General features: G+C 46.8%; 20 protein-coding genes. 10 read left to right on the forward strand and 10 right to left on the reverse strand.

Features of this window, described 5'->3' with window-relative positions; all coding sequences use genetic code 11:
* Positions 1–6: 6 nt before the first annotated feature.
* Entirely contained in the window at positions 7–2,463 is a 2,457-nt protein-coding gene (gene hrpB / locus JAO78_RS01350; RefSeq protein ID WP_226749554.1) for an ATP-dependent helicase HrpB, read from the forward strand.
* Complete coding sequence (gene mrcB, locus JAO78_RS01355; protein ID WP_226749555.1) at positions 2,447–4,687, forward strand: penicillin-binding protein 1B; 2,241 nt, start codon at positions 2,447–2,449, stop codon at positions 4,685–4,687. Before hrpB ends, mrcB begins: the two co-directional genes overlap by 17 nt.
* Before the next feature lie 54 nt (positions 4,688–4,741).
* On the opposite strand, the gene hemL is transcribed toward mrcB, so the two are convergent.
* The 4 genes from hemL to JAO78_RS01375 all read right to left on the reverse strand — a co-directional run bounded on the left by hemL (position 4,742) and on the right by JAO78_RS01375 (position 9,260).
* Positions 4,742–6,022 carry a glutamate-1-semialdehyde 2,1-aminomutase gene (hemL, locus tag JAO78_RS01360; protein ID WP_226749556.1) on the reverse strand — a complete coding sequence of 427 codons (1,281 nt, stop codon included), beginning with the start codon at positions 6,020–6,022 and terminating at the stop codon, positions 4,742–4,744.
* Positions 6,023–6,039: 17 nt separating this feature from the next.
* The gene (locus JAO78_RS01365) at positions 6,040–7,044 is read right to left on the reverse strand and encodes an aspartate carbamoyltransferase (RefSeq protein ID WP_226749557.1); all 1,005 of its coding nucleotides are present in this window, start codon (positions 7,042–7,044) and stop codon (positions 6,040–6,042) included.
* An 84-nt stretch (positions 7,045–7,128) separates the two neighbouring features.
* The gene (locus tag JAO78_RS01370; RefSeq protein WP_226749558.1) at positions 7,129–7,560 is read right to left on the reverse strand and encodes a CopD family protein; all 432 of its coding nucleotides are present in this window, start codon (positions 7,558–7,560) and stop codon (positions 7,129–7,131) included.
* Positions 7,557–9,260, reverse strand: a complete 1,704-nt coding sequence (locus JAO78_RS01375) for a chloride channel protein (RefSeq protein WP_226749956.1) — start codon at positions 9,258–9,260, stop codon at positions 7,557–7,559. Before JAO78_RS01375 ends, JAO78_RS01370 begins: the two co-directional genes overlap by 4 nt.
* Positions 9,261–9,464: 204 nt before the next feature.
* On the opposite strand from JAO78_RS01375, the gene erpA reads away from it, so the two are divergent.
* Positions 9,465–9,806 carry an iron-sulfur cluster insertion protein ErpA gene (gene erpA, locus JAO78_RS01380; protein WP_226749559.1) on the forward strand — a complete coding sequence of 114 codons (342 nt, stop codon included), beginning with the start codon at positions 9,465–9,467 and terminating at the stop codon, positions 9,804–9,806.
* 93 nt (positions 9,807–9,899) lie between these two features.
* On the opposite strand, the gene JAO78_RS01385 is transcribed toward erpA, so the two are convergent.
* A complete protein-coding gene (locus JAO78_RS01385) occupies positions 9,900–10,073 on the reverse strand; it encodes a hypothetical protein (protein WP_226749560.1) in 174 nt (57 codons plus the stop codon).
* 248 nt (positions 10,074–10,321) lie between these two features.
* Between JAO78_RS01385 and JAO78_RS01390 the strand changes: the two genes are divergently transcribed.
* Positions 10,322–10,564, forward strand: coding sequence for a helix-turn-helix domain-containing protein (locus JAO78_RS01390; protein ID WP_226749561.1), 243 nt, complete (start codon positions 10,322–10,324; stop codon positions 10,562–10,564).
* An 81-nt stretch (positions 10,565–10,645) separates the two neighbouring features.
* Here the strand turns inward: JAO78_RS01390 and JAO78_RS01395 are convergent, their stop codons facing one another.
* The 5 genes from JAO78_RS01395 to JAO78_RS01415 form a co-directional block, all read right to left on the reverse strand.
* Positions 10,646–12,013, reverse strand: coding sequence for an AmpG family muropeptide MFS transporter (locus JAO78_RS01395; RefSeq protein WP_226749562.1), 1,368 nt, complete (start codon positions 12,011–12,013; stop codon positions 10,646–10,648).
* Positions 12,014–12,116: 103 nt separating this feature from the next.
* Positions 12,117–12,437, reverse strand: a complete 321-nt coding sequence (locus tag JAO78_RS01400) for a hypothetical protein (protein WP_226749563.1) — start codon at positions 12,435–12,437, stop codon at positions 12,117–12,119.
* Between the two features lie 43 nt (positions 12,438–12,480).
* Entirely contained in the window at positions 12,481–13,062 is a 582-nt protein-coding gene (locus JAO78_RS01405) for a peptidylprolyl isomerase (RefSeq protein WP_226749564.1), read from the reverse strand.
* Positions 13,063–13,072: 10 nt separating this feature from the next.
* On the reverse strand, positions 13,073–13,624 hold the full coding sequence (locus JAO78_RS01410; RefSeq protein ID WP_226749565.1) for a YajG family lipoprotein: 552 nt from the start codon (positions 13,622–13,624) through the stop codon (positions 13,073–13,075).
* A 2-nt stretch (positions 13,625–13,626) separates the two neighbouring features.
* Positions 13,627–14,787 carry a methyltransferase gene (locus tag JAO78_RS01415; RefSeq protein WP_226749566.1) on the reverse strand — a complete coding sequence of 387 codons (1,161 nt, stop codon included), beginning with the start codon at positions 14,785–14,787 and terminating at the stop codon, positions 13,627–13,629.
* Positions 14,788–15,031: 244 nt separating this feature from the next.
* Here JAO78_RS01415 and JAO78_RS01420 point away from each other — a divergent pair, with 244 nt between their 5' ends.
* The 6 genes from JAO78_RS01420 (at position 15,032) to JAO78_RS01445 (ending at position 20,864) form a co-directional block, all read left to right on the forward strand.
* Positions 15,032–15,364: a BolA family protein gene (locus JAO78_RS01420; protein WP_226749567.1), complete on the forward strand. Its 333-nt coding sequence runs from the start codon at positions 15,032–15,034 to the stop codon at positions 15,362–15,364.
* Positions 15,365–15,447: 83 nt separating this feature from the next.
* Complete coding sequence (gene fabV, locus JAO78_RS01425; protein WP_226749568.1) at positions 15,448–16,641, forward strand: enoyl-ACP reductase FabV; 1,194 nt, start codon at positions 15,448–15,450, stop codon at positions 16,639–16,641.
* Positions 16,642–16,906: 265 nt separating this feature from the next.
* A complete protein-coding gene (locus JAO78_RS01430; RefSeq protein ID WP_226749569.1) occupies positions 16,907–18,244 on the forward strand; it encodes a Na(+)-translocating NADH-quinone reductase subunit A in 1,338 nt (445 codons plus the stop codon).
* A gap of 2 nt (positions 18,245–18,246) precedes the next feature.
* Entirely contained in the window at positions 18,247–19,452 is a 1,206-nt protein-coding gene (locus JAO78_RS01435) for an NADH:ubiquinone reductase (Na(+)-transporting) subunit B (RefSeq protein ID WP_226749570.1), read from the forward strand.
* Positions 19,445–20,239 (forward strand): Na(+)-translocating NADH-quinone reductase subunit C, encoded by a 795-nt coding sequence (locus JAO78_RS01440; RefSeq protein ID WP_226749571.1) that lies wholly within the window; start codon positions 19,445–19,447, stop codon positions 20,237–20,239. Before JAO78_RS01435 ends, JAO78_RS01440 begins: the two co-directional genes overlap by 8 nt.
* Positions 20,232–20,864, forward strand: coding sequence for an NADH:ubiquinone reductase (Na(+)-transporting) subunit D (locus JAO78_RS01445; protein ID WP_226749572.1), 633 nt, complete (start codon positions 20,232–20,234; stop codon positions 20,862–20,864). The genes JAO78_RS01440 and JAO78_RS01445 overlap by 8 nt, the downstream gene beginning before the upstream one ends.
* Position 20,865: the final 1 nt, after the last annotated feature.

The following is a 20,865-nucleotide window of genomic DNA, read 5'->3' on the forward strand; positions in this document are numbered from 1 at the left end:
CGGTTGGTGTTACCTGTAAACGAGATTATGCCCAGGCTCTGTCAGCTACTGCAGCATGAGCCTAAGGTTATTTTGTCGGCGCCACCAGGTGCCGGCAAATCGACTTTTTTACCATTGTATTTGCTCAAGCACCCCGCTTTTGCAGGTAAGCGGCTGCTATTGCTTGAGCCACGGCGCTTAGCCGCGCGCACCATCGCCAGTTATCTCGCCGCCCAACTGAATGAGCCCGTTGGACAGACGGTGGGGTATCAAATTCGCCAAGACAGCCAATATTGCGCTGAAACTCGGCTGCTTATTGTCACCGAAGGTATTTTAACGCGGAAAATTCAGCAAGACCCTGAGCTGAGTAGTGTCGATATCCTGATTTTTGATGAGTTTCACGAACGCTCTTTGCATGCTGACTTTGGTTTAGCGCTGGCGCTTGAAGTACAACAACTGAACGAGCAGCTGCGTATCTTAGTGATGTCGGCGACCTTGGACACCAGTATGCTGGCCCGCTATTTACAGGCACCAGTATTGCAAAGCGAAGGGCGCAGTTATCCGGTAAATATCGTTTATCAACCGTTGAATAAAGAGCCCATCGCGCTGCAAAGTGCCCGCTTAGCTCTGCAGGGCTTTTGGCGTCATCAAAGTAGTGTTTTGGTCTTTTTACCCGGCCAAGCAGAAATTAATCAGGCTGCGCAGTGGTTAGCTCAGCAAGACTTAGCGGCAAATCTGCGCGTATTGCCACTGTTGGGCAGTATGAGTTTGGCGGCACAACAAGCCGCAATAGCCGCTCCGGCGACAGGGCATTATAAAATAGTATTGGCTACGAATTTAGCGGAAACCAGTTTAACCATTGAAGGCATTCATGTGGTGGTCGACAGTGGTGTCGCAAGACGTGCCAGTTATCATGCTCGCAGTGGCCTGACGCGCTTAGATACGGTTGCCATTAGCCAAGCAGCGGCAATACAACGAGCCGGTCGAGCTGGACGACTTGGCGAAGGTTGGTGTTATCGCTTAGACAGTGCTGAACAATGGCAGCGGCGAACGGCTTTTGAACCTGCAGAAATTGAGATCAGCGAGTTAACCAGCTTACGTTTAGAGATTGCCGTTTGGGGTTGCCAACCGGCAGACCTAAACTGGTTAACCTCGCCACAATCAGCAAACTTAGCGGCGGCAACAGCCCTGTTGCAACAACTTGAAGTGCTGGATCAGCGTGGGCAAATCACGGCTTATGGTCAAACACTTTATCAATTTGGCACCGATATACGTTTAGCCAGTATGTTACAGCACGCCAAAACGTTAGAGACCACTCAACCCGGTGCGCTTTGGCTAGCCGCTTTGTTGGCCGCCTTGCTAGAAGATAGCCGCGATTTGCAAGAGGATCTTTACCGCCAAGTGCAGCGCTTAGCAGAACGTCCAGCGCAAGAGCAGCGGCGTTATCAACAAGCCGAAGTATTTGCTAAGCGATTGGCTGCTAAAAAATATACCAGCTTGCCGCTTGGTTTGTTACCCGTTTTATTGTTACGAGCATTTCCAGATCGGTTAGCACAGCGCCGTGGCCAGGGTTATTTTTTAGCCAATGGCGTAGGCGCCAGTTTTCCCGCCAACCATCCGTTACAGCAGCAAGATTTAGTGGTGGCCGTGAGTATTACACAAACAGCGCAAAGCAACCGGATGCAACAAGCGGTAGCCATTGCGCTGCCTGATATTCTGGAGGATTGGCCCGCGCTAGCATGGCAGCCTCATACCGGCTGGGATGAAAAGCAAGCGGGCTTTTATAGTGAGTCGCAACGTCTGTTTGGTGAAATTGTGCTGCAGCGGCGGCCGCAACCCTTGCAGCTTACTGCCGCTGAAAAGCAACAAGCTTGGTTAGCTTACTTAGCGAAAAAAGGTATTGCGATATTACCCTTTAATGCGCGCTGTCAGCAGCTACAACAGCGTGTCGCCTTGTTAACGCAACACCAGTATGCTGGCTTGCCTGATCTCAGTCTGTCAGGGCTGACCACGAATATGACGAGCTGGTTAGGGCCTTATTTAGCGGATATCAATAAAGTTAATCAGCTAGCGCAATTACCCCTGTATGATCTTCTCTGGCAGCAACTTAGTTATAGCCAGCAGCAACAACTGAATCAATGCTTACCCGAGTTTTTTACCACGCCGGCACACAGCCGGGTGGCGATTGATTATTGCTTACCTGGCGGGCCGGGTTTTTCAGTAAGGGTTCAGGAAATGTATGGTCAACTAACCACGCCGCAAGTGCTCGATGGTAAATTGGCGTTAAGTGTGACCTTGCTATCGCCTGGCCGACAACCACTACAAATTACCCGTGACTTGGCCAGTTTTTGGCAGCAAGGCTGGCATGAAGTAAAAAAAGAAATGAAAGGCCGATATCCGAAACATTTTTGGCCGGACGATCCTGCGAAAGCCTTACCGACGACTAAAACCAAAAAAGCGATGCGCTATGACTCGAACTCGTAAAAAAGTGCCCACCTCCGCTCGGCCAGCTCGCTGGTGGCGATTGATTTGGATAACCTCTTTAAAGCTCGCTTTGGCAGGATTTCTAGGGCTGTTTTTGTATTTTATATATCTCGACAGTAAGATCACCAGCACCTTTTCAGGGCAAAAATGGCAAGTGCCAGCACAAATTTATGGCCGCAGCTTAGAGCTGTTTCCTGGCAAATACCTGACACAGAAACAGTTGGTGCAAGAGCTGGAGCAGCTGCAATACCAACGCGTAAATGCAGTGTCTGGGCCAGGACAATTTCGCACCAGTGGCAACACCGTAGAGATTTTTCGCCGTAGTTTTACCTTTGTCGATGGCACTCAAGCCGCTTCACGTTTTAGTGTCGAGTTTAATCGCAGTGGCATCAGTGCATTGCTGCAACAAAAGTCATCATTAAGCATGGCACGCCTTGAGCCGCAATTAATCGAGCATTTGGTGTCACCCCACCAAGAAGATCGTGAATTAGTGCGCTTAGAGTGGGTGCCAAGCTTGCTGAAAGAAACGCTATTGCTGGTAGAAGATCGCGATTTTTATCAACATCGTGGCGTATCGCCGTTATCGGTATTACGTGCCTTGTGGGTCAATATTACGGCGGGGCGCACCGTGCAGGGCGGCTCGACGCTGACCCAGCAGTTAGCCAAGAATATGTATTTAACGCAGGATCGCACGCTGCTGCGCAAGGTTAACGAAGCGATGATTGCCTTAGTGCTCGATTATCGTTTTAGTAAGGATCAGATCCTTGAGGCTTACCTAAATGAGATTTACCTTGGGCAAAATCATGCCACGGCGGTGCACGGTTTTGGTTTAGGCAGCCGTTTTTATTTTGGTAAACCGCTCACTGAACTGAGTGCCGATCAGTACGCCTTGTTAATTGGCATTGTTAAAGGCCCAGGTTACTACGATCCACGCCGGTTTCCAGAGCGTGCTAAGCAGCGGAGAGACTTAGTGCTGCGGCTGATGTTTGAGCAACATTTATTAGATCAACGTGCTTACGAGCAGGCGTTAACTCGGCCGGTAGAAGTGGTGGCAAGAGGGCAATACTTAAATGCCAACTTCCCGGCTTATATGGATGCCGTGAAACGTGAATTACGGCAATTAGCGCTGGACAGCAATCTGATGCACAGTGGCATTAAAGTGTTTACTTATTTGGATCCGATGGCGCAAACCCAAGCCGAGCGCACGGTGACTCAGCTGGTTCCGGCTATGGATAAAGAGCTAGAAGCCGCGATGCTGGTGGTGGATTATCAACGGGGCGCTGTTCAAGCCTTGGTAGGTGGTAAAACTGCGGGGTATGCGGGTTTTAACCGTGCACTGGAAGCGCGGCGGCCTATTGGCAGTTTAATTAAACCGGCCATTTATTTAGAAGCTTTGGCACAACGGGGTCGCTACACCCTTGGTAGCATGCTCGACGACAGCCCGCTGAGCTTACGCAGTAATAATCAAGATTGGCAACCGCAGAACTTTGATAAGACATTTCGCGGTAATGTCTCTCTCATGCGCGCTTTGGCTGATTCATTAAATGTGCCAACGGTGCGGTTGGGCTTACAACTGGGTATGCCTAAATTGCAAGAAGCCCTGCGCCGTTTGGGCTTAGAGCGTAATATTACCTTATACCCATCTGCCTTGTTAGGCTCGTTAGAACTCTCACCTTATGAAGTCAGTCAGCTTTATCAAACCATCGCCAATAATGGTGTTCATCAAAGCTTGGCCACGGTACAGGCGGTCACCGATCAAAATGGTGCGGTAGTGTATCAACGTAATTTGACCCCGAGCGTGCGTTATCCTGCCGCAGATGTTTATTTATTGCATTATGCGATGATCGAATCAACCTTAACGGGCACCGCGCAATCTTTAGCGCGCACCTGGCCACAACCTACGTTTGCGGGTAAAACCGGCACCTCGAGTGATTATCGGGACAGTTGGTTTAGCGGTTTTGATCAAGATCGATTGGTGACCGTTTGGCTGGGGCGAGATGATAACAAATCGACTAATTTAACCGGGGGTAGCGGCGCTTTAAGGGTGTTTACCGATTATTTTAAACAACAAGGCACCCATAATTTAATTCGGTATATGCCCGAACAAGTAGAATGGCAACGTTTTTCGACGCAAAGCGGTTTACCCGTCCCTGAGTATTGCCCGAATAGTTGGTTATTGCCGGCCCATCAAGACAGCGTATTAGCATTAAATCAGTGTGATTAACCGATAAAAAAGGGCGCACCAGCCAGGCGCGCCCTTATTGGCGTTACCGCTTAATTACAGTGCGGCAAACGTTTTAGCCGCTGCGCTAATGGTTTCGGCTAAATCATCATCAGTATGTGCTAATGATAAAAAACCGGCTTCATAAGCCGAAGGCGCTAAGTAAATGCCTTGTTCTAACATGCCATGGAAAAACTGTTTAAACGCAGCAATATCACAACGAGTTGCTTGCTGATAATTACTGACGCGGCCTTCGTTGGTAAAAAACATACCAAACATGCCACCGACTTGGTTAAAACTCATTGGCACGCCATGTTGCGCCGCCGCTTGAGCTAACCCGGTAATTAAACGGCTGGTTTTCTCGGTCAATGCTTCGTATACGCCAGGCTTGCTGATTTCTTGCATGGCGGCTAAGCCTGCCGCCATGGCAATCGGATTGCCTGATAAGGTACCCGCTTGATAAACAGGGCCCAGTGGCGCGATATGCTGCATAATGGCTTTCTTACCACCAAAAGCGCCAACTGGCATGCCACCACCAATGATTTTACCCAAGGTGGTCAGATCTGGCTTTACGCCATAATAGGCTTGAGCGCCGCCTAAGGCGACCCGAAAGCCGGTCATCACTTCATCAAAAATCAAGACGCTGCCGTAGTCATCACAAAGCTGCCGTAAGCCTTCTAAAAATCCTGGCTCTGGCGGAATACAGTTCATATTGCCGGCAACCGGTTCGACGATGATACAAGCAATTTCGCTACCTTGTGCTGCGAATAACTGTTGGATCTGCGCCAAATTGTTAAATTCACAGGTCAGAGTATATTTGGCAAAATCGGCTGGCACGCCAGGGGAGTTGGGAACACCTAAAGTCAGCGCCCCTGAACCTGCTTTAACCAGCAGCGAGTCTGCATGGCCATGGTAACAGCCTTCAAACTTTACAATGGTATCACGGCCCGTGTAGCCCCGAGCTAAACGGATCGCGCTCATGGTGGCTTCGGTGCCAGAGCTGACCATCCGCAGCATTTCCATGCTTGGGACCAGTTTTGCGACGGTTTCTGCCATGGTGACTTCGGCTGGGCAAGGAGCACCAAAACTTAAACCATGTGCCGCAGCATCAATGACCGCTTGGCGGATCACCGGGTTATTGTGGCCTAATAGCATCGGGCCCCAAGAGCCGATGTAATCGATGTAGCGTTTGCCATCGACATCAAATAAATAGGCGCCATCAGCACGAGCAACGAAAAAAGGTTCGCCACCGACACTTTTAAAGGCACGAACCGGTGAGTTTACACCACCGGGGATCGTGTGTTGTGCGCGGCTGAAGAGTTCTGAAGAGATGGACATTATCGGATTCCTGTCAGTTATTTGTTGCTATACCAAGGCACAGCGCATTCATAATCTTGGATCACGTTTTCGACCCCCAGGGTTAACGCAAACAGCGCCATCCGGACTAAGATGCCATTATCGGCCTGGCGAAAAATAGCCAAGTTAGGATTGAGGTTAAGATCATTATCTAACTCATTGGCTTCTTGTCGTGAATCTCGGGGTAAAGGATGCATAATCACGGTGTTCGATTTACAGTGCCGCGTATAGATTTCTTGGTTTAAGCGAAACTTACCACGGTATAAATTGGCTTCGGCTTTCGACGGAAAACGTTCCTCTTGGATCCGTGTTTGATAGACGATGTCGGCGTTCAAATTGCCTTCGAGTTTGTCGCTGATAGTCAAACGATGGCCGGCGTTTTCTAAGCTGCTCACCACCTCATCAGGCATGGCTAATTCTTGTGGCGAAATCAGGGTAATTTGTAAGTTTTTGTACAAACTAAGTAGTTTAGACAACGAGTGCACGGTACGGCCAAACTTTAAATCACCCACCATGGCAATATGCATACCGTCAATACTCTGGCCAGAGGCGGTTAGTTCACGTTCAATGGTAAACAGATCTAATAAGGCCTGAGTAGGGTGTTCGTTGGCGCCGTCGCCACCGTTTAATACCGGCACACGGCTACCTTCAGCAAACTCTGCCACAGAGCCGGCTTGCGGATGGCGCATCGCGATAACATCACTGTAACTGCTGATCACTCGTGCGGTATCGTATAACGACTCACCTTTAGACAAGGCTGACGATTCCATGCCCGTGGTTTCGCGCACTTCACCGCCTAGCAGGTTAAAAGCACAACCAAAGCTTACCCGAGTACGGGTGCTCGGTTCAAAAAACAGATTACCCAAAATAGCGCCATCGAGTACCTTAGTCCGTTTTTTTCTGCTGGCATAAGGGGACATCTTGCGGGCAATATCAAACACATATTGGATACTGTCGCGGTCAAATTGTTTAACCGACAGGATATGCTGACCTTTAAAGCTCATAGTGCGTGCTCACTTATTTCGGATAGCGAATGGAAGAGACCCAGAGGCCAAACTGGCTTCATTATACGGAAAAGTTAGTGCTATTTATATCGGCTTTAATACCGCCAGCAGAATTATTGCCAACAGGATCAGCACCGGTGCTTCATTAAAAATCCGATAAAAACGTGCGCTGCGTGTATTGCGGTTATGTTTAAAATCGGCCAATAGCTTAAAACAATAGCCGTGATAGAGGTACAGCAGGATAACTAACAGCAATTTATAATGTAGCCAGCGACTCGCGGCAAACCATGCGCTTCCATAGCTGCCAATTAATAACAGGCCGAAAACCAAGGTAAGTAAGGCAAAGGGAGTAACGAAAAACAGTAACCGCCGCTCCATCACTTTAAAAGTCTTATCGCAATCGGTGCTTTGCGTTTCAGCGTGATAAACAAATAAGCGCGGCAAATAGAAAATACCGGCAAACCAGGCGACCATAAAAAACAGGTGTAAAGCTTTGTAAACAAGGATCAGGGTCATAGTAAGTTATTCTGTTTAGTTAAAAGTGCCCGCAGTTGGTCCCAGCGGATAATACCGATCGGATGAGCTGGGTCGTCTTGATAAATGTAAACCAGCCCTTCGCGTTCGTCTTCTAAAATAGCAAATACCTCTGCCATGGTACTTTGATGCGATAAACCTTGAATAGACGTGTATTGCACGGCACTTTCACCAGTGAGCGTTAGACTGATGTCGTATTGTGCAGTAAAAAATTGCAGGCTATCGCTGGTTTGGCGTTTAATGATTAATTGTGTGGGCGGTTGAAGCGTGTCGAGACTGGCTAAAACCGTCTGTTCATCGGGATTATCTAACACTTGATATTCTTGGCTGATGACGGCTAATACCCCCACTTTTTGCAGCACATCATCTGCGGGCGATAATTTATACGGCAACTGCATAAAGTCGAGTTGCATCAAGAAAATCGATTTATTATTAAAAAATTGCACCGTCGTGACATAGGCGGTAACGATAACCAACATGGCCGGCAAGATAATATGTTGGTTCGCGGCTAACTCTAACACGGCCACCAAGGCGGCTAAGGGGGCATGCAGCGTCGCCGCCATCATTCCCGCCATACCTAAAACCGCATAAGTACCGGCATTACTGCTGTTATCAACAATCAGCGCCGGTACGATGGCTAAAATGGTACCTAATACAACGCCGATACCAAAAACCGGGCCAATGATGCCACCAGGCACACCTAAGCCAATGGCAAACAACGTTAAAATCATTTTGCCGGCTAAAATCAATAACAGGAGATGGATGGCAGTAGGGCTATTAATAGCAAATTGGATAGCGCCCGTTTCTGCGCCCATGGCCTCAGGGATCAGATAACCCACTAACGCCGTTACCATGCCGGCCAAAGCAAGGCGCAATAATAAGGGCCACTTTTTAAACAGCGTTAATAAGCGCATCATGTTGCTATTAAAAAACCAAGCAACCGCACCAAAGATAACGCCACAAAGAATTAAATATGGAAAATGCCAAACACTAAGACTAATAATATCTAATGCCGCGAGTTCACGGTCGGTGCCAAAAACCAGTTGGGTGGCCATAGCACCCACCACCGAAGCCAGCATAATAGGTATAAACACATGGATGCGATATTCACGCAGTACCACTTCCATCACAAAAATCATCGCCGCCAATGGCGTATTAAACGAGGCTGAAATCCCGGCTGCAATGCCACACCCTGCCAAAATACGCACGCTGTTATAGGGTAGTTTTAAATAACGGCCAACGGTGCTCGCACCATAGGCACCAAGATGCACGGATGGGCCTTCCCGACCCACCGAAAAGCCACTGGCGAGCGCGACCACCCCACCAAAGAACTGACTAAGCGTATTGCGAAAGGGCATAACCCCGTAAGCGGTTTTGATGCGGTGGATCACAAATGGGATGCCAAGGCGATAGTGTTTATAACCGGTAAACAGCGCGATTAAGCCAATACAAGCCGCACCACCTAAGGGTAATAACCAGCGTAATTCAGCATCGATACTGGCAAAGTCATCAGTATGCTCTAGAAAAAAGCCTTGAATACCGATAATAGCTAAACGAAAGCAGATAATTAATAACGCAGCAATTAACCCGCCGAGCATGCCGAGTAAGCACAACTGAAGCGAGGTTTGGGGGAGAGCCAGTCGCCGTTGTAAGGCGGGGAGGTGATCTTGCCAGCGCCGCATAGGATAATTCATGCTAAGTGGATTAAATTAAACGAAGTTTAACATAGTTGCGGCATAAATGAGTACTGGCGTGCTGTTGGTCAGCGCGTGTCGGTCGCGGCATTCGCACGTACTGAACTATTATCGCTCACTTGCGCCTAATACTTGAATAAATTAGTCAGGTATTAGATAATTGCCGCCGTTGTTATGCTGGTTGGAGCCACCATGTCTGAATTACAGATCCCTATAGAGTTTACCGATGCGGCTGCGCGTAAAGTCGCTACCCTAGTCAGTGAAGAAGAAAATCCGGACTTAAAGCTGCGGGTTTATATCACCGGCGGTGGTTGCTCAGGTTTTCAATATGGCTTTACCTTCGATGAAAAAGTGAATGAAGGCGACTTGTTAATTGAAAAGCAAGGCGTGGCCATGGTTGTTGACCCGATGAGTTTACAGTACTTGATGGGTGGGGTGGTTGACTACACCGAAGGCTTACAAGGCAGCCGTTTTATTGTGCAAAATCCGAACGCAACGACAACCTGTGGTTGTGGTTCTTCTTTTTCGGTATAACCCGCTCATACTTTACGCTGCTCTGGCGTAAGCTTCTCACCCTGAACAATGTAGCGGTATCTGTTTTAACACAGATACCGTGTTTTAGGGTGCTTAACGATTGGTGATGAGAATTAACGCCCACAACACTAATGCGATAATAGCGTTAAATGCCCCGATATAGATAAAGCCCCGCAGGCCTTGTTTTAAGGGAATGCCGTAGTTGCGTAAGAACAAATACCAACCTAAACTCATTAATAATGGTAACAAGAAGACTAATCTAACCATTGTTTCCTCATGGCGCTTTGCGCTGCCGATATTCAAAAAGATACTCATTTACGCTCATATTTTTAAAACGTATTAATCTTGTTAACCGCCTGATTTTTTAACCTGAAAATCTGTACGCTTATCGCAACCTATGATATTAGTTACTAGTCACATCCGTGTTAGTCAAGCAAGACCACAACAACCCAATATTGCAAGGAGCGCATAAACTATAATAAATAAAAGCGTAACACGCTCGGAGAATAAAAAAAATGAAAGGTACGAAAAGTGTCATTTCTGATGAAAATAAACGGCTTTGTGTTTGGTTAAAACGACAACGACAAGAGAAAGGTCACACTATGCGCAGTTTGTCTGAGTTATTAGGCACACCGCATTCCTTTATTGGTAAGGTTGAAAATCAAGAACGTAGATTGGATGTCGTCGAGTTTGTGCGTTATTGCCAAGCGCTTGAGGTTGATCCTGCCGAAGGTTTACTGCAGTTAACTAACGGCTAGCCAGTACAACAACTTCAAAAGCCGCTCTTCGTGTTATGTTTGTGGGATAAACATGGCGTGATAAGCGGCTTTTTTAATGCTTTATTGTTGCGTTTGTTCACGTTGCTGTAGTCGTTTACCTACCCACAATAACAGCAATAAACCGGGGATCACCATTAACGAGGTGAAAACAAAAAACAACGCCCAATTCCCCCCCAGTAAATCTACCATTTCACCACTAAAAGAAGCTAAGGTGGTACGACCCAGATTACCCAAAGAGGCGAGCAGTGCGTATTGGGTAGCAGTAAAAGCGCGGCCGGTTAGCCAGGTTAAGAAAGATACAAAGGCGACGGTGGAAAAAGCAGCGGTAAAGTTATCGACTAAAATAGCGGCAATAAATAACTCGGGTTTTGGCCCGACTAAGGCGATCCAAGCAAACATCAAATTACTGGCAGCCATGGCGATGCCGCCAATAAATAAGCCGCGCACAATACCAAAACGAATATTGATGGCACTACCGATTAGGGTAAAGACAATGGTGGCAAACCAACCAACCAATTTAGAGTATTCGGCAATTTGCTCATTTGAAAAACCAATTTCTTTATAAAATGGCACTGACATGCGGCCTAAGAACGCTTCACCCACTTTAAATAAAAACACAAAACTGAGGATGGCCAACGATAACTGCCAACCGTTGCGGCGAAAGAAGTCCAAAAAGGGCTCTAGCACGGTTACGGTTAACCAAATCAGATAAGGGCGGGCAACTTGCTTGCCGACTGCCGCGCTATGACGAGCGGCCGCTTGCTGCTGCAATAGATCACGTTGATTCAGGGGTTCTTTACTGATTAAGGTAAAGAACATTAATAGCACTATTACTAACGCCATACCCAAATACACGGCAGGCCAACCATATTGATCGGCATTGGCAAAAGCCAAGTAGCCGGGTAAGGAATAACCGGTCCACCAACCAATTACTCCCATGGCCGCGGCTGGTGCGACTCGCACTTTATCATCACCGATCATTTCAATTCGATAGGCATCAATGGCCACATCCTGAGTGGCTGATGACAGCGCAATGGCCATTGCAAGCAGCGAAGTCAGCAACAGGCTTTGGCTGGGTTCGGTAAAAGCAATGGCGATAGTGGCGCATAACATAATACTTTGCATCAGTAGGATCCAACTACGGCGCATACCTAGCCAGGCATAAAGCAGCGGTAGTTTGACGCGGTCAAGTAAAGGCGCCCATAAAAAATTTAAGGCATAGACAATAAACACTGAGCCAAAATAACCAATGGCCGTGCGAGACAGGCCCGCATCACTTAGCCATCCACTCATATTTGAGCCAATTAATACCCAAGGAAAACCAGAGGCACAACCCATGAAAAAGATGAAAAGCAGGCGGATATCTTGATAGCTTTGCAGCGTTTGCCGCCAGCTTTGCGCTGCGCCTTGTTGTTTACCGAGTGTCATCTGGCCCATCCTGAATTATCTGAAGGCAAACCTTAACAGACACGCAGCTCACAGCAAAGAGCATGAATTTGAAAAGTAACGGTTTTTAATGCAGATTTTCGGTTTAGGGCCTTAAGCCCACACAATTGAGCGGTCTTTGAGCTTTACCGACGATAAAGCCGAGGCAAAGTTGTAAGTTGCGCTTCAATCTTTTGTTATGCAATAGCTGCTGTTCAGGCCAAAATTCCAGCTGATGCAGCAAATACCAAAATACACGTTCTTGCGGGTGAGGGGGGGTAGTAGGGCGCTGTTGCAAAGCCGCCCATTCTTCTAAGGTATCCCAGATAAACAAATGTAATTCATGATGTGGCAATTGGCCGCGCAAAAAACGCGAGGCATAAAACACCAATTGCCGAGATTTTTCATCAGTAAAATGAGTGGCCATACTTCAGTTCCGCCAAAAAGCCTTTACCGAAGTATAGTCAAAATTACTCTTGTGGGAGCAGAATGACCATTTTTAGTATCACCGGCTCTACCGGAACATCGCTCCAGCCGTTTTGCTGATTGATTTCAGTCTCAACATTTTGGATTTTCTCGAGTACTTCCATACCGGAAACCACTTGCCCAAATACGGCATAGCCCCAACGACTGCCCGGATCTAAACTGCTGTTATCTTCCAGATTGAAATAGAATTGACTAACCGCACTATGCGGATCGTTTAAGCGTGCCATCGCGATGGAGCCGAGTTGATTTTTTAGGCCATTGCCTGACTCGTTAAAGACCGGCTTTAGCGTGTCAATCTCTTTGTAATCGGGGGTATAGCCCCCCCCTTGCAATACAAAACCCGGCACAAGCCGATGGAATATCGTATTGTTGTAAGCGTTTTTTTTAACATAGCTTAAAAAATTATTGACGCTCAGTGGCGCGCGGCTGCGATCTAATTCCACCACGATATCGCCATGTGAGGTCATAAATTTCACTTTAGGAAACAAGTTATCAGGTTGCATAAATTGCCCCGCGTGCGCCGAAACGCCGCACAGCAGTAACATGATAAACATAAGTTGTTTCATAAATGCTCCTTTAGTTCAGCTCAGATTTCCAGGTAGGATCTTGCAGTAATTGGTTTAACACTTGCTCAGTTAGAATACGTAGTTCACGTTCTACCGCAGCTAAATCGACTTTAAAAGGAGCGGTATAGCTGCTATCACCGGCATAGGATTTAGTAAAGCTACCATCATCACGTTGGATAAAGATGGTTAGCGCAACTTGATTGGTCACTAGGTGATCAAGCGGCCGTTGTTGAACGTTCGCTTGTAATTGGTTAATTTGAATTTTTAATTGCGTGCCTTGCTGGCCAAGTAAGTTTGCGCCTTGCTCGGTTAAGGCAGCCGCCACGGTTTTTTCTAACTGAAAACGAACATCATTGGAGGTTCGATAGTTATTTTCATTCCCCCCCTGCTGAATGGTTAAACTGTGCGTTCTTGGACGCAAATCGACCACTGCAAAACTAAATTGACGCCCGCTGAGTTCAGTTGTTTGTGGCCAAAAAATTTGTGGTGCCACGATAAACGACGGTACCTTGGTGGCACAACCGGCAACGAGTAGCAGCAATACCAGCGATAAATAACGCATTATTAACTCCTTTTGATGGACTCTAAAATAACAAATTTTGGGTTAGCCGCTAATTGCTGGCAATGTCCAAATAACTTTTCTAACTGCAGCTTATAAGGCAAGTGGCGATTGGCAACAATACGCAGTCGTCCGCCGGTTTTTAAGACACGTTTCGCATCACGAAACATTTGGCTTGCCACATGGGTCGTGACGGCATTTTGCTGATGAAAAGGCGGATTACAAATAATCCAGTCTGCACTGTGCTCTGCTTGTTGCGTTAGGCAGTCATCGGCAACAAATTGACAATCGCCAAGTCGTTCAGGCAGGTTTTCGCTAATGGTGGCTTGTGCCGAGGCGATCGCCAAATAGGATTCATCGGTTAAAATCAGTTTGCAATCCGGTTGTTGCGCTAACAACTGTAAACTCAATACGCCATTGCCACAGCCCAAATCAATGACACGACTGCCAGGTGCCACTTTGGGTAAATGCGCTAAAAACAAACGGGCGCCAATATCGAGTTTTTCTCGCGCGAACACATTGGCATAGTTAACCATGGTAAAGTGGCTATTATCAAGTGGCCAACGCATGGCGGCAGGGGCGTCGCGCTGAGTGGCATCCGCCTGCCATTGGCTTTGAATATACCGACATTTTTTTTCAGTCAGTGACGCCTGGGTGGGCCCAATATAATGGCTAAAAAGTGCCAGTACTTGCTTGGTAATATCTTTTGCTTTGGCCGCCACCACCAGTTGCGTTTCTTGGGTCATCACTTGGCTTAGTGCGGTGAGGATATGGGCTAAATAACTGTGGTTTTGTGGCACTTTTAATAGCACCAGATCAGGGGCGTATGGTAAGGCATCAAGGCTGGATAATTCTGTGATGTTCGTATTATCCAAGTGATTTTGGGTACGGTTATAACGACACGCCAGCTGTGCAAGCACAGAATCTTGCATTAATACCTGCGAACCGGCACCCAGCCCACAGGATAAAGCACCAAAGGCATCATTAATGATCAACACTTTAGACGGCTTGGCTAAACGCTGCGTTAAATCAGAAAGTAAAGGTAGAGCTTGAGTGAGAATCAGTTCGTCTGCGGCATCCCAGGCTTGGAGACTATGATTCGGCTGCGCTAAAGGCCAACGATGTAAGGTAAGACTGATAGAACCAAGCGTAAACTGCGTATTCATAACCACTTCATCTCAATAGTAAGGCTGGCATTTTGACACGCCCAGCAGGTAGCGACAACAGCAATCCCTCTGGCGTAGCTCGAATTATCGCTAGTGTAGTATTACGTTAGCATAAAAAAATTTATTTTAGCTTTATGCTTATTGGTTTAGCGATGATTTAACGCTTCGCACTTACCTTGAGCAGGACAAACGTCACGGCCTTAGCTAAAATGCATTAAAGGACACCCAAAGGAGCAGAACGGCAATGCTAATACATACTGCAATAGAGCAAAAATTATTGGATGCTTTTAATCCCGTATTTCTTGATGTGGTTAACGAAAGTGCCAATCATAATGTGCCCGCAGGTTCAGAGTCTCATTTTAAAGTTGTCATCGTCACGCCTGCTTTTAACGGCATGCGCCTGTTACAGCGGCATCGTGCGGTTAATGCCATCGTCGCGGAAGAGCTGGCAGAGAAAATTCACGCTTTAGCGTTACATACTTATACCCCTTCAGAATGGTATGAATACTACGCAGAAAAACCTCCAGCTTCGCCTAAATGTTTCGGTGGTAGCAAAGCAGATAAAGCCTCGTCATGATCAATATTAGCTGATCCGACCTGTTTTTTGCGTTAAAGTTTTACACTAGCGCTACTTTACTCAAGACAACAGCAGGACTCTTTATGGTTATTCAACCTAAAATTCGTGGTTTTATCTGTACTAATGCACACCCAGTTGGCTGTGCAGAACATGTAAATGAACAAATTGCTTATGTAAAAGCGCAAGGGGCCGTGACAAATGGCCCGAAAAACGTGCTAGTGATTGGTGCTTCAACGGGCTATGGTTTAGCCTCAAGAATTACCGCCGCTTTCGGTTCGGGTGCCAATACCCTGGGTATCTTTTTCGAAAAAGCCCCGAGTGACAATAAAACCGGTTCTGCGGGTTGGTATAACACCGCCGCTTTTGAAGCTGCAGCGAATGCCGCGGGTGTTTGGAACAAACATTTAAACGGTGATGCTTTTACCGATGAATTAAAAGCGCAAGCAATTGAAACCATTCGTAGTGAAATGGGCAAAATTGATCTGGTTGTCTACAGTTTAGCAGCCCCTCGGCGTAAAGATCCTGTTACGGGTGAAGTGTTTAGCTCGGTATTAAAACCGATTGGCCAATCTTACACCGCAAAAAACCTCAATACCTCTAAACGAGAAATTGAAGAGGTGTCAGTAGAGCCAGCAAACGATGAAGAGATCTTTAACACCGTTAAAGTGATGGGTGGCGAAGATTGGGAACGTTGGTTAAGCCAATTAGATGCGGCCGGTGTGTTAGCCGATAATTGTCAGACCGTGGCTTATACCTATATTGGTAAAGAATTAACGTGGCCTATCTACGGCAAGGCGACTATTGGTAAAGCCAAAGAAGATCTTGACCGGGCCGCTGCGGCCATTACGGCGAGCTTAGCCAGCAAAAAAGGCAAAGCCTATGTGGCGTCGTTAAAAGCTTTAGTCACGCAAGCCAGCTCCGCCATTCCGATCATGCCGTTGTATATTTCCTTGCTGTACCGCGTGATGAAAGAAGAAGGCACCCATGAAGGTTGTATTGAGCAAATTAATGGCTTGTTCCGTCAGGGTTTATATAGCGCTACACCGACACTTGATGAAGCCGGTCGTTTACGCATGGATGGAAAAGAATTAAGCGATCATGTACAGCAAACCGTAAAAGACTTATGGCAACAAGTGACCACCGAAAACATTGATACCCTGACTGACTATGTGGGGTACCACAATGAATTTTTACGGCTGTTTGGTTTCGGTTACCAGCACGTTGATTATACCGCTGATGTTGAAGCCTTAGTGCTGTTACAGAATCTAATCAATTAGTCGTATTGACTCAGCTGAATAAACCGTCGCAAGGCGGTTTTTATACGTTTGATACAGCAACTTTGCTGTACAATACAACATGGATAATTTTTGGTATTACCATGGATACAAGCTGGTATTAATGCTAGAATCCGTCACTTTAATACGTGTATCTGGTTAAGTTTTGCGCAGTTGTAATTTGCTAAATTGTTCAACCAGGTGTGCTGCCGCTCAGCAGCTGAAAAACTAGGCCCTGTTTCTTCCCAAAATAGTAGTGCAAGTACGTATGATAAAACTCAAAAAAGGCTTGGACATTCCCCTTGCAGGCAGTCCTAAACAAGAGATCAGTGCGGGCAATGCCATCACAACTGTCGCCGTTTTAGGTGAAGAGTATGTTGGTATGCGTCCGACCATGGCGGTCGAAGTGGGCGATACAGTAAAAAAAGGTCAGGTGCTTTTCGAAGACAAGAAAAACCCTGGCGTTAAGTTTACTGCCCCAATCGCGGGTACGGTTAAAGAAATCAATCGTGGCGCTAAACGAGTTTTGCAATCTGTTGTGATTGCAGCTAGCGGCGATGCGGCTGAACAATTTACCTCTTACTCTGTCGAGCAATTGGCCAGTTTGTCAGTAGAGCAGGTTAAACAAAACTTGATCGACTCAGGATTGTGGGTAGCGCTGCGTACGCGGCCGTTTTCCCGTTCTCCTGCCATTGATAGTACGCCACGTGCCATCTTTGTTAATGCGATGGATACCAATCCATTAGCAGCCGATCCTGCTGTGGTCATTAATGCTGATGCCGACGCGTTTACTCATGGTTTAACGGTGGTTTCACGTTTAACTGAAGGTAAAACCTACCTGAGTAAAAAAGCCGGTGTGGCTATTCCTAGCGTCTCTCAGGTCACTGTAGCCGAATTTGATGGTCCACACCCTGCTGGGTTAGTGGGCACGCATATTCATTTACTCGATGCAGCCAGTGCGAAAAAAGTCGTTTGGCACCTTGGGTATCAAGACGTTATTGCCATTGGTAAATTATTTACAACGGGGCAATTACACAGTGAGCGGGTGATTTCATTGGCCGGTCCTGTAGTGAAAAATCCACGTTTGGTGAAAACCTTGCTGGGCGCTTCAACTACTGAACTGACTGCCGGTGAACTTAACGAAGGTCAAAACCGTATCATTTCAGGCTCAGTACTGGCAGGTACTACCGCACAGGGCGTTCATGGTTATATTGGTCGCTTCCACAATCAGGTTTCGGTATTAACCGAAGGCTTTGAAAAGTTATTGTTTGGCTGGATTGTACCTGGCGCTGAAAAACACTCAGTTACCCGTGCTTACCTTGGCCACCTTAACCCTAAAAAACTGTTCAATCTGACCACAACCACGAATGGCTCTTCACGTGCCATGGTACCTATTGGTAACTACGAGCGGGTAATGCCGTTAGATATCCTGCCAACATTATTGTTGCGCGATTTGGTTTCTGGCGACACTGACGGGGCACAAACATTAGGTTGTTTAGAATTAGACGAAGAAGATTTAGCTTTGTGTACTTACGTATGCCCAGGTAAATATGACTACGGCACTATTCTACGCAACTGCTTGACTACCATCCAGAAGGAAGGCTAATCATGAGCTTAAAGCATTTTTTAGAGCGCATTGAACCGCAATTTGAAAAAGGCGGAAAACACGAAAAGTGGTACGCACTGTATGAAGCAGTGGCGACCGTACTTTATACGCCAGGTTTAGTGACTAAAAACGGTACTCATGTCCGTGACAGTATTGACCTGAAGCGTATTATGATTTTCGTTTGGCTGGCATTATTTCCAGCGTTATTCTTCGGTATGTACAACATTGGCCATCAGGCCAGTTTGGCATTAGCACAAGGCTTTAGTACTCCTGATACTTGGCAGGTTGCCATTTACTCTGCCTTAGGCGGAGAGTTAACGGCCACCTCAGGCTGGGGCGCTAAGATGTTCTATGGCGCGGTCTGGTTCTTACCTATTTATGCTGTTACCTTCGTGGTAGGTGGTTTTTGGGAAGTCTTATTCGCCTCAGTGCGTAAACATGAAGTCAACGAAGGTTTCTTTGTTAGCTCAATCCTGTTTGCTTTAATCCTGCCTGCAACCATTCCTTTATGGCAAGTGGCGCTTGGTATTACCTTCGGTATCGTAGTGGCAAAAGAAGTGTTTGGTGGTACTGGCCGTAACTTCTTAAACCCTGCTTTAGCCGGTCGTGCGTTCTTGTTCTTCGCTTACCCAGCGCAAATCTCTGGTGATGCGGTATGGACTGTAGCCGACGGTTACTCAGGTGCGACTTGGTTAAGCAAAGCGTCTTCTGGTGAACTAGATTACGCGGCAAATACCCAGCTGTGGTGGGATGCGTTCCTGGGCTTTATCCCTGGTTCAGTCGGTGAAACCTCAGTACTGGCGTTATTAGTTGGTGGTTTAGCGTTAATTTACTTCCGTATTGCTTCTTGGCGTATCGTGCTGGGTGTCATGGTCGGTATGGTATTAACCAGCTATTTGTTTAATGCTATAGGTTCAAACAGCAACCCGCTATTTGCGATGCCATGGCATTGGCATTTAGTGTTAGGTGGTTTTGCCATCGGTATGTTCTTTATGGCCACAGACCCAGTATCTGCCTCGTTTACTAACCAAGGTAAATGGGCTTACGGTATTTTGATTGGGTTTATGGTGGTGATGATCCGAGTGGTTAACCCGGCTTATCCAGAAGGGATGATGTTGGCAATCTTGTTTGCTAACTTGTTTGCACCTTTATTCGATTTCTTCGTGGCTCAGAGCAACATCAAGCGGAGGCTGGCACGTAATGTCTAGTAATAATGACAGCATCAGCAAGACGCTGATTGTAGTAGTTTCTTTATGTTTAGTTTGTGCCATCGTGGTGGCAACTGCCGCTGTGCAGTTGCGTCCAACGCAGCAAGCCAACAAAAAGTTAGACTCGCAAATTAACATCCTGCGCAGTGTAGGTTTAATCGAAGGTTCAGCACCTGCAGCTAAGGTTGCCGAGCTGTTTAGCAAGCACGTTGAAACGCGTCTGGTTAATTTAAAGACCGGTGAGATTGACGCAAGTTGCGATACCGCTTGTGCTGAGGCTTATGACTACCGTAAAAACCTGAAGGAAGGTGAAGCACTGGCGCAAAGCGAAGATGTGGCTTCTATCCGTCGTATTTCAGAGCAAGCACCTATTTGGTTAACTTACGATGACAATCGTAATTTAAAAGCCGTGGTGTTACCGGTGCATGGTTATGGCTTATGGTCAACGATGCATGCTTTCTTAGCAGTCGAAACCGATGGCAATACGATTATCGGCTTAAACTACTATGAACAAGGTGAAACACCCGGTTTAGGTGGCGAAATAGAAAACCCACGTTGGAAAGCACAGTTCACGGGTAAGAAATTAACCAATGATGCTGGCCAGCTGGCGTTGACTATTTTGAAACCAGGTAATGCCGACCCTCAGTCTGATTATCAGGTTGATGGTTTGTCAGGTGCCACGCTGACGGCAAATGGTGTGCAAAATACCTTCACTTTTTGGATTGGTGAGAACGGCTTCGGCCCATTCTTAACTAAAGTGCGTCAAGGAGCCTTAACCAATGGCTAATGCTAAAGAAATTAAAACCGTCCTGTTTGGTCCGGTTTTTGCCAATAACCCTATCGCTTTACAAGTACTCGGTATTTGTTCTGCGCTAGCGGTAACAACTCAGATGACCACCGCATTAGTAATGTGTTTGGCATTGACCTTTGTAACGGCCTTTTCGAATTTCTTTATTTCGAGTATCCGTAACCACATTCCATCAAGCGTACGTATCATCGTGCAGATGACCATTATTGCTTCATTGGTAATCGTTGTTGACCAGTTCTTGAAAGCTTATGCTTATGATTTATCTAAGCAACTTTCAGTATTCGTTGGTTTGATTATCACTAACTGTATCGTTATGGGCCGCGCTGAAGCCTATGCCATGAAAAGTACTCCAGGTATGAGTTTCTTAGATGGTATTGGTAACGGCTTAGGTTATAGCGTGGTGTTATTAGTTGTCGCCTTTATCCGTGAGTTAGGCGGTTCAGGTTCAGTATTTGGCGTACAAATCATGCCTCTGATCAGTGAAGGTGGCTGGTATCAGCCAATGGGTATCCTACTGATGCCACCAAGCGCCTTCATCATTATTGCAGCTTTTATTTGGGTATTACGTGCATACCGCCCAGAGCAAATTGAGAAGAAGGTATAAG

This window comes from Alishewanella maricola (assembly GCF_016343785.1).
Classification (GTDB): Bacteria; Pseudomonadota; Gammaproteobacteria; order Enterobacterales; family Alteromonadaceae; genus Alishewanella; species Alishewanella maricola.

Bases quoted from the DNA above. Each gene is read 5' to 3' on its own strand.
- mrcB (WP_226749555.1), top strand. From the start codon at position 2,447: ATGACTCGAACTCGTAAAAAAGTGCCCACCTCCGCTCGGCCAGCTCGC.
- hemL (WP_226749556.1), bottom strand. From the start codon at position 6,022: ATGTCCATCTCTTCAGAACTCTTCAGCCGCGCACAACACACGATCCCC.
- JAO78_RS01365 (WP_226749557.1), bottom strand. From the start codon at position 7,044: ATGAGCTTTAAAGGTCAGCATATCCTGTCGGTTAAACAATTTGACCGC.
- JAO78_RS01370 (WP_226749558.1), bottom strand. From the start codon at position 7,560: ATGACCCTGATCCTTGTTTACAAAGCTTTACACCTGTTTTTTATGGTC.
- JAO78_RS01375 (WP_226749956.1), bottom strand. From the start codon at position 9,260: ATGCGGCGCTGGCAAGATCACCTCCCCGCCTTACAACGGCGACTGGCT.
- erpA (WP_226749559.1), top strand. From the start codon at position 9,465: ATGTCTGAATTACAGATCCCTATAGAGTTTACCGATGCGGCTGCGCGT.
- JAO78_RS01385 (WP_226749560.1), bottom strand. From the start codon at position 10,073: ATGGTTAGATTAGTCTTCTTGTTACCATTATTAATGAGTTTAGGTTGG.
- JAO78_RS01390 (WP_226749561.1), top strand. From the start codon at position 10,322: ATGAAAGGTACGAAAAGTGTCATTTCTGATGAAAATAAACGGCTTTGT.
- JAO78_RS01395 (WP_226749562.1), bottom strand. From the start codon at position 12,013: ATGACACTCGGTAAACAACAAGGCGCAGCGCAAAGCTGGCGGCAAACG.
- JAO78_RS01400 (WP_226749563.1), bottom strand. From the start codon at position 12,437: ATGGCCACTCATTTTACTGATGAAAAATCTCGGCAATTGGTGTTTTAT.
- JAO78_RS01405 (WP_226749564.1), bottom strand. From the start codon at position 13,062: ATGAAACAACTTATGTTTATCATGTTACTGCTGTGCGGCGTTTCGGCG.
- JAO78_RS01410 (WP_226749565.1), bottom strand. From the start codon at position 13,624: ATGCGTTATTTATCGCTGGTATTGCTGCTACTCGTTGCCGGTTGTGCC.
- JAO78_RS01415 (WP_226749566.1), bottom strand. From the start codon at position 14,787: ATGAATACGCAGTTTACGCTTGGTTCTATCAGTCTTACCTTACATCGT.
- JAO78_RS01420 (WP_226749567.1), top strand. From the start codon at position 15,032: ATGCTAATACATACTGCAATAGAGCAAAAATTATTGGATGCTTTTAAT.
- fabV (WP_226749568.1), top strand. From the start codon at position 15,448: ATGGTTATTCAACCTAAAATTCGTGGTTTTATCTGTACTAATGCACAC.
- JAO78_RS01430 (WP_226749569.1), top strand. From the start codon at position 16,907: ATGATAAAACTCAAAAAAGGCTTGGACATTCCCCTTGCAGGCAGTCCT.
- JAO78_RS01435 (WP_226749570.1), top strand. From the start codon at position 18,247: ATGAGCTTAAAGCATTTTTTAGAGCGCATTGAACCGCAATTTGAAAAA.
- JAO78_RS01440 (WP_226749571.1), top strand. From the start codon at position 19,445: ATGTCTAGTAATAATGACAGCATCAGCAAGACGCTGATTGTAGTAGTT.
- JAO78_RS01445 (WP_226749572.1), top strand. From the start codon at position 20,232: ATGGCTAATGCTAAAGAAATTAAAACCGTCCTGTTTGGTCCGGTTTTT.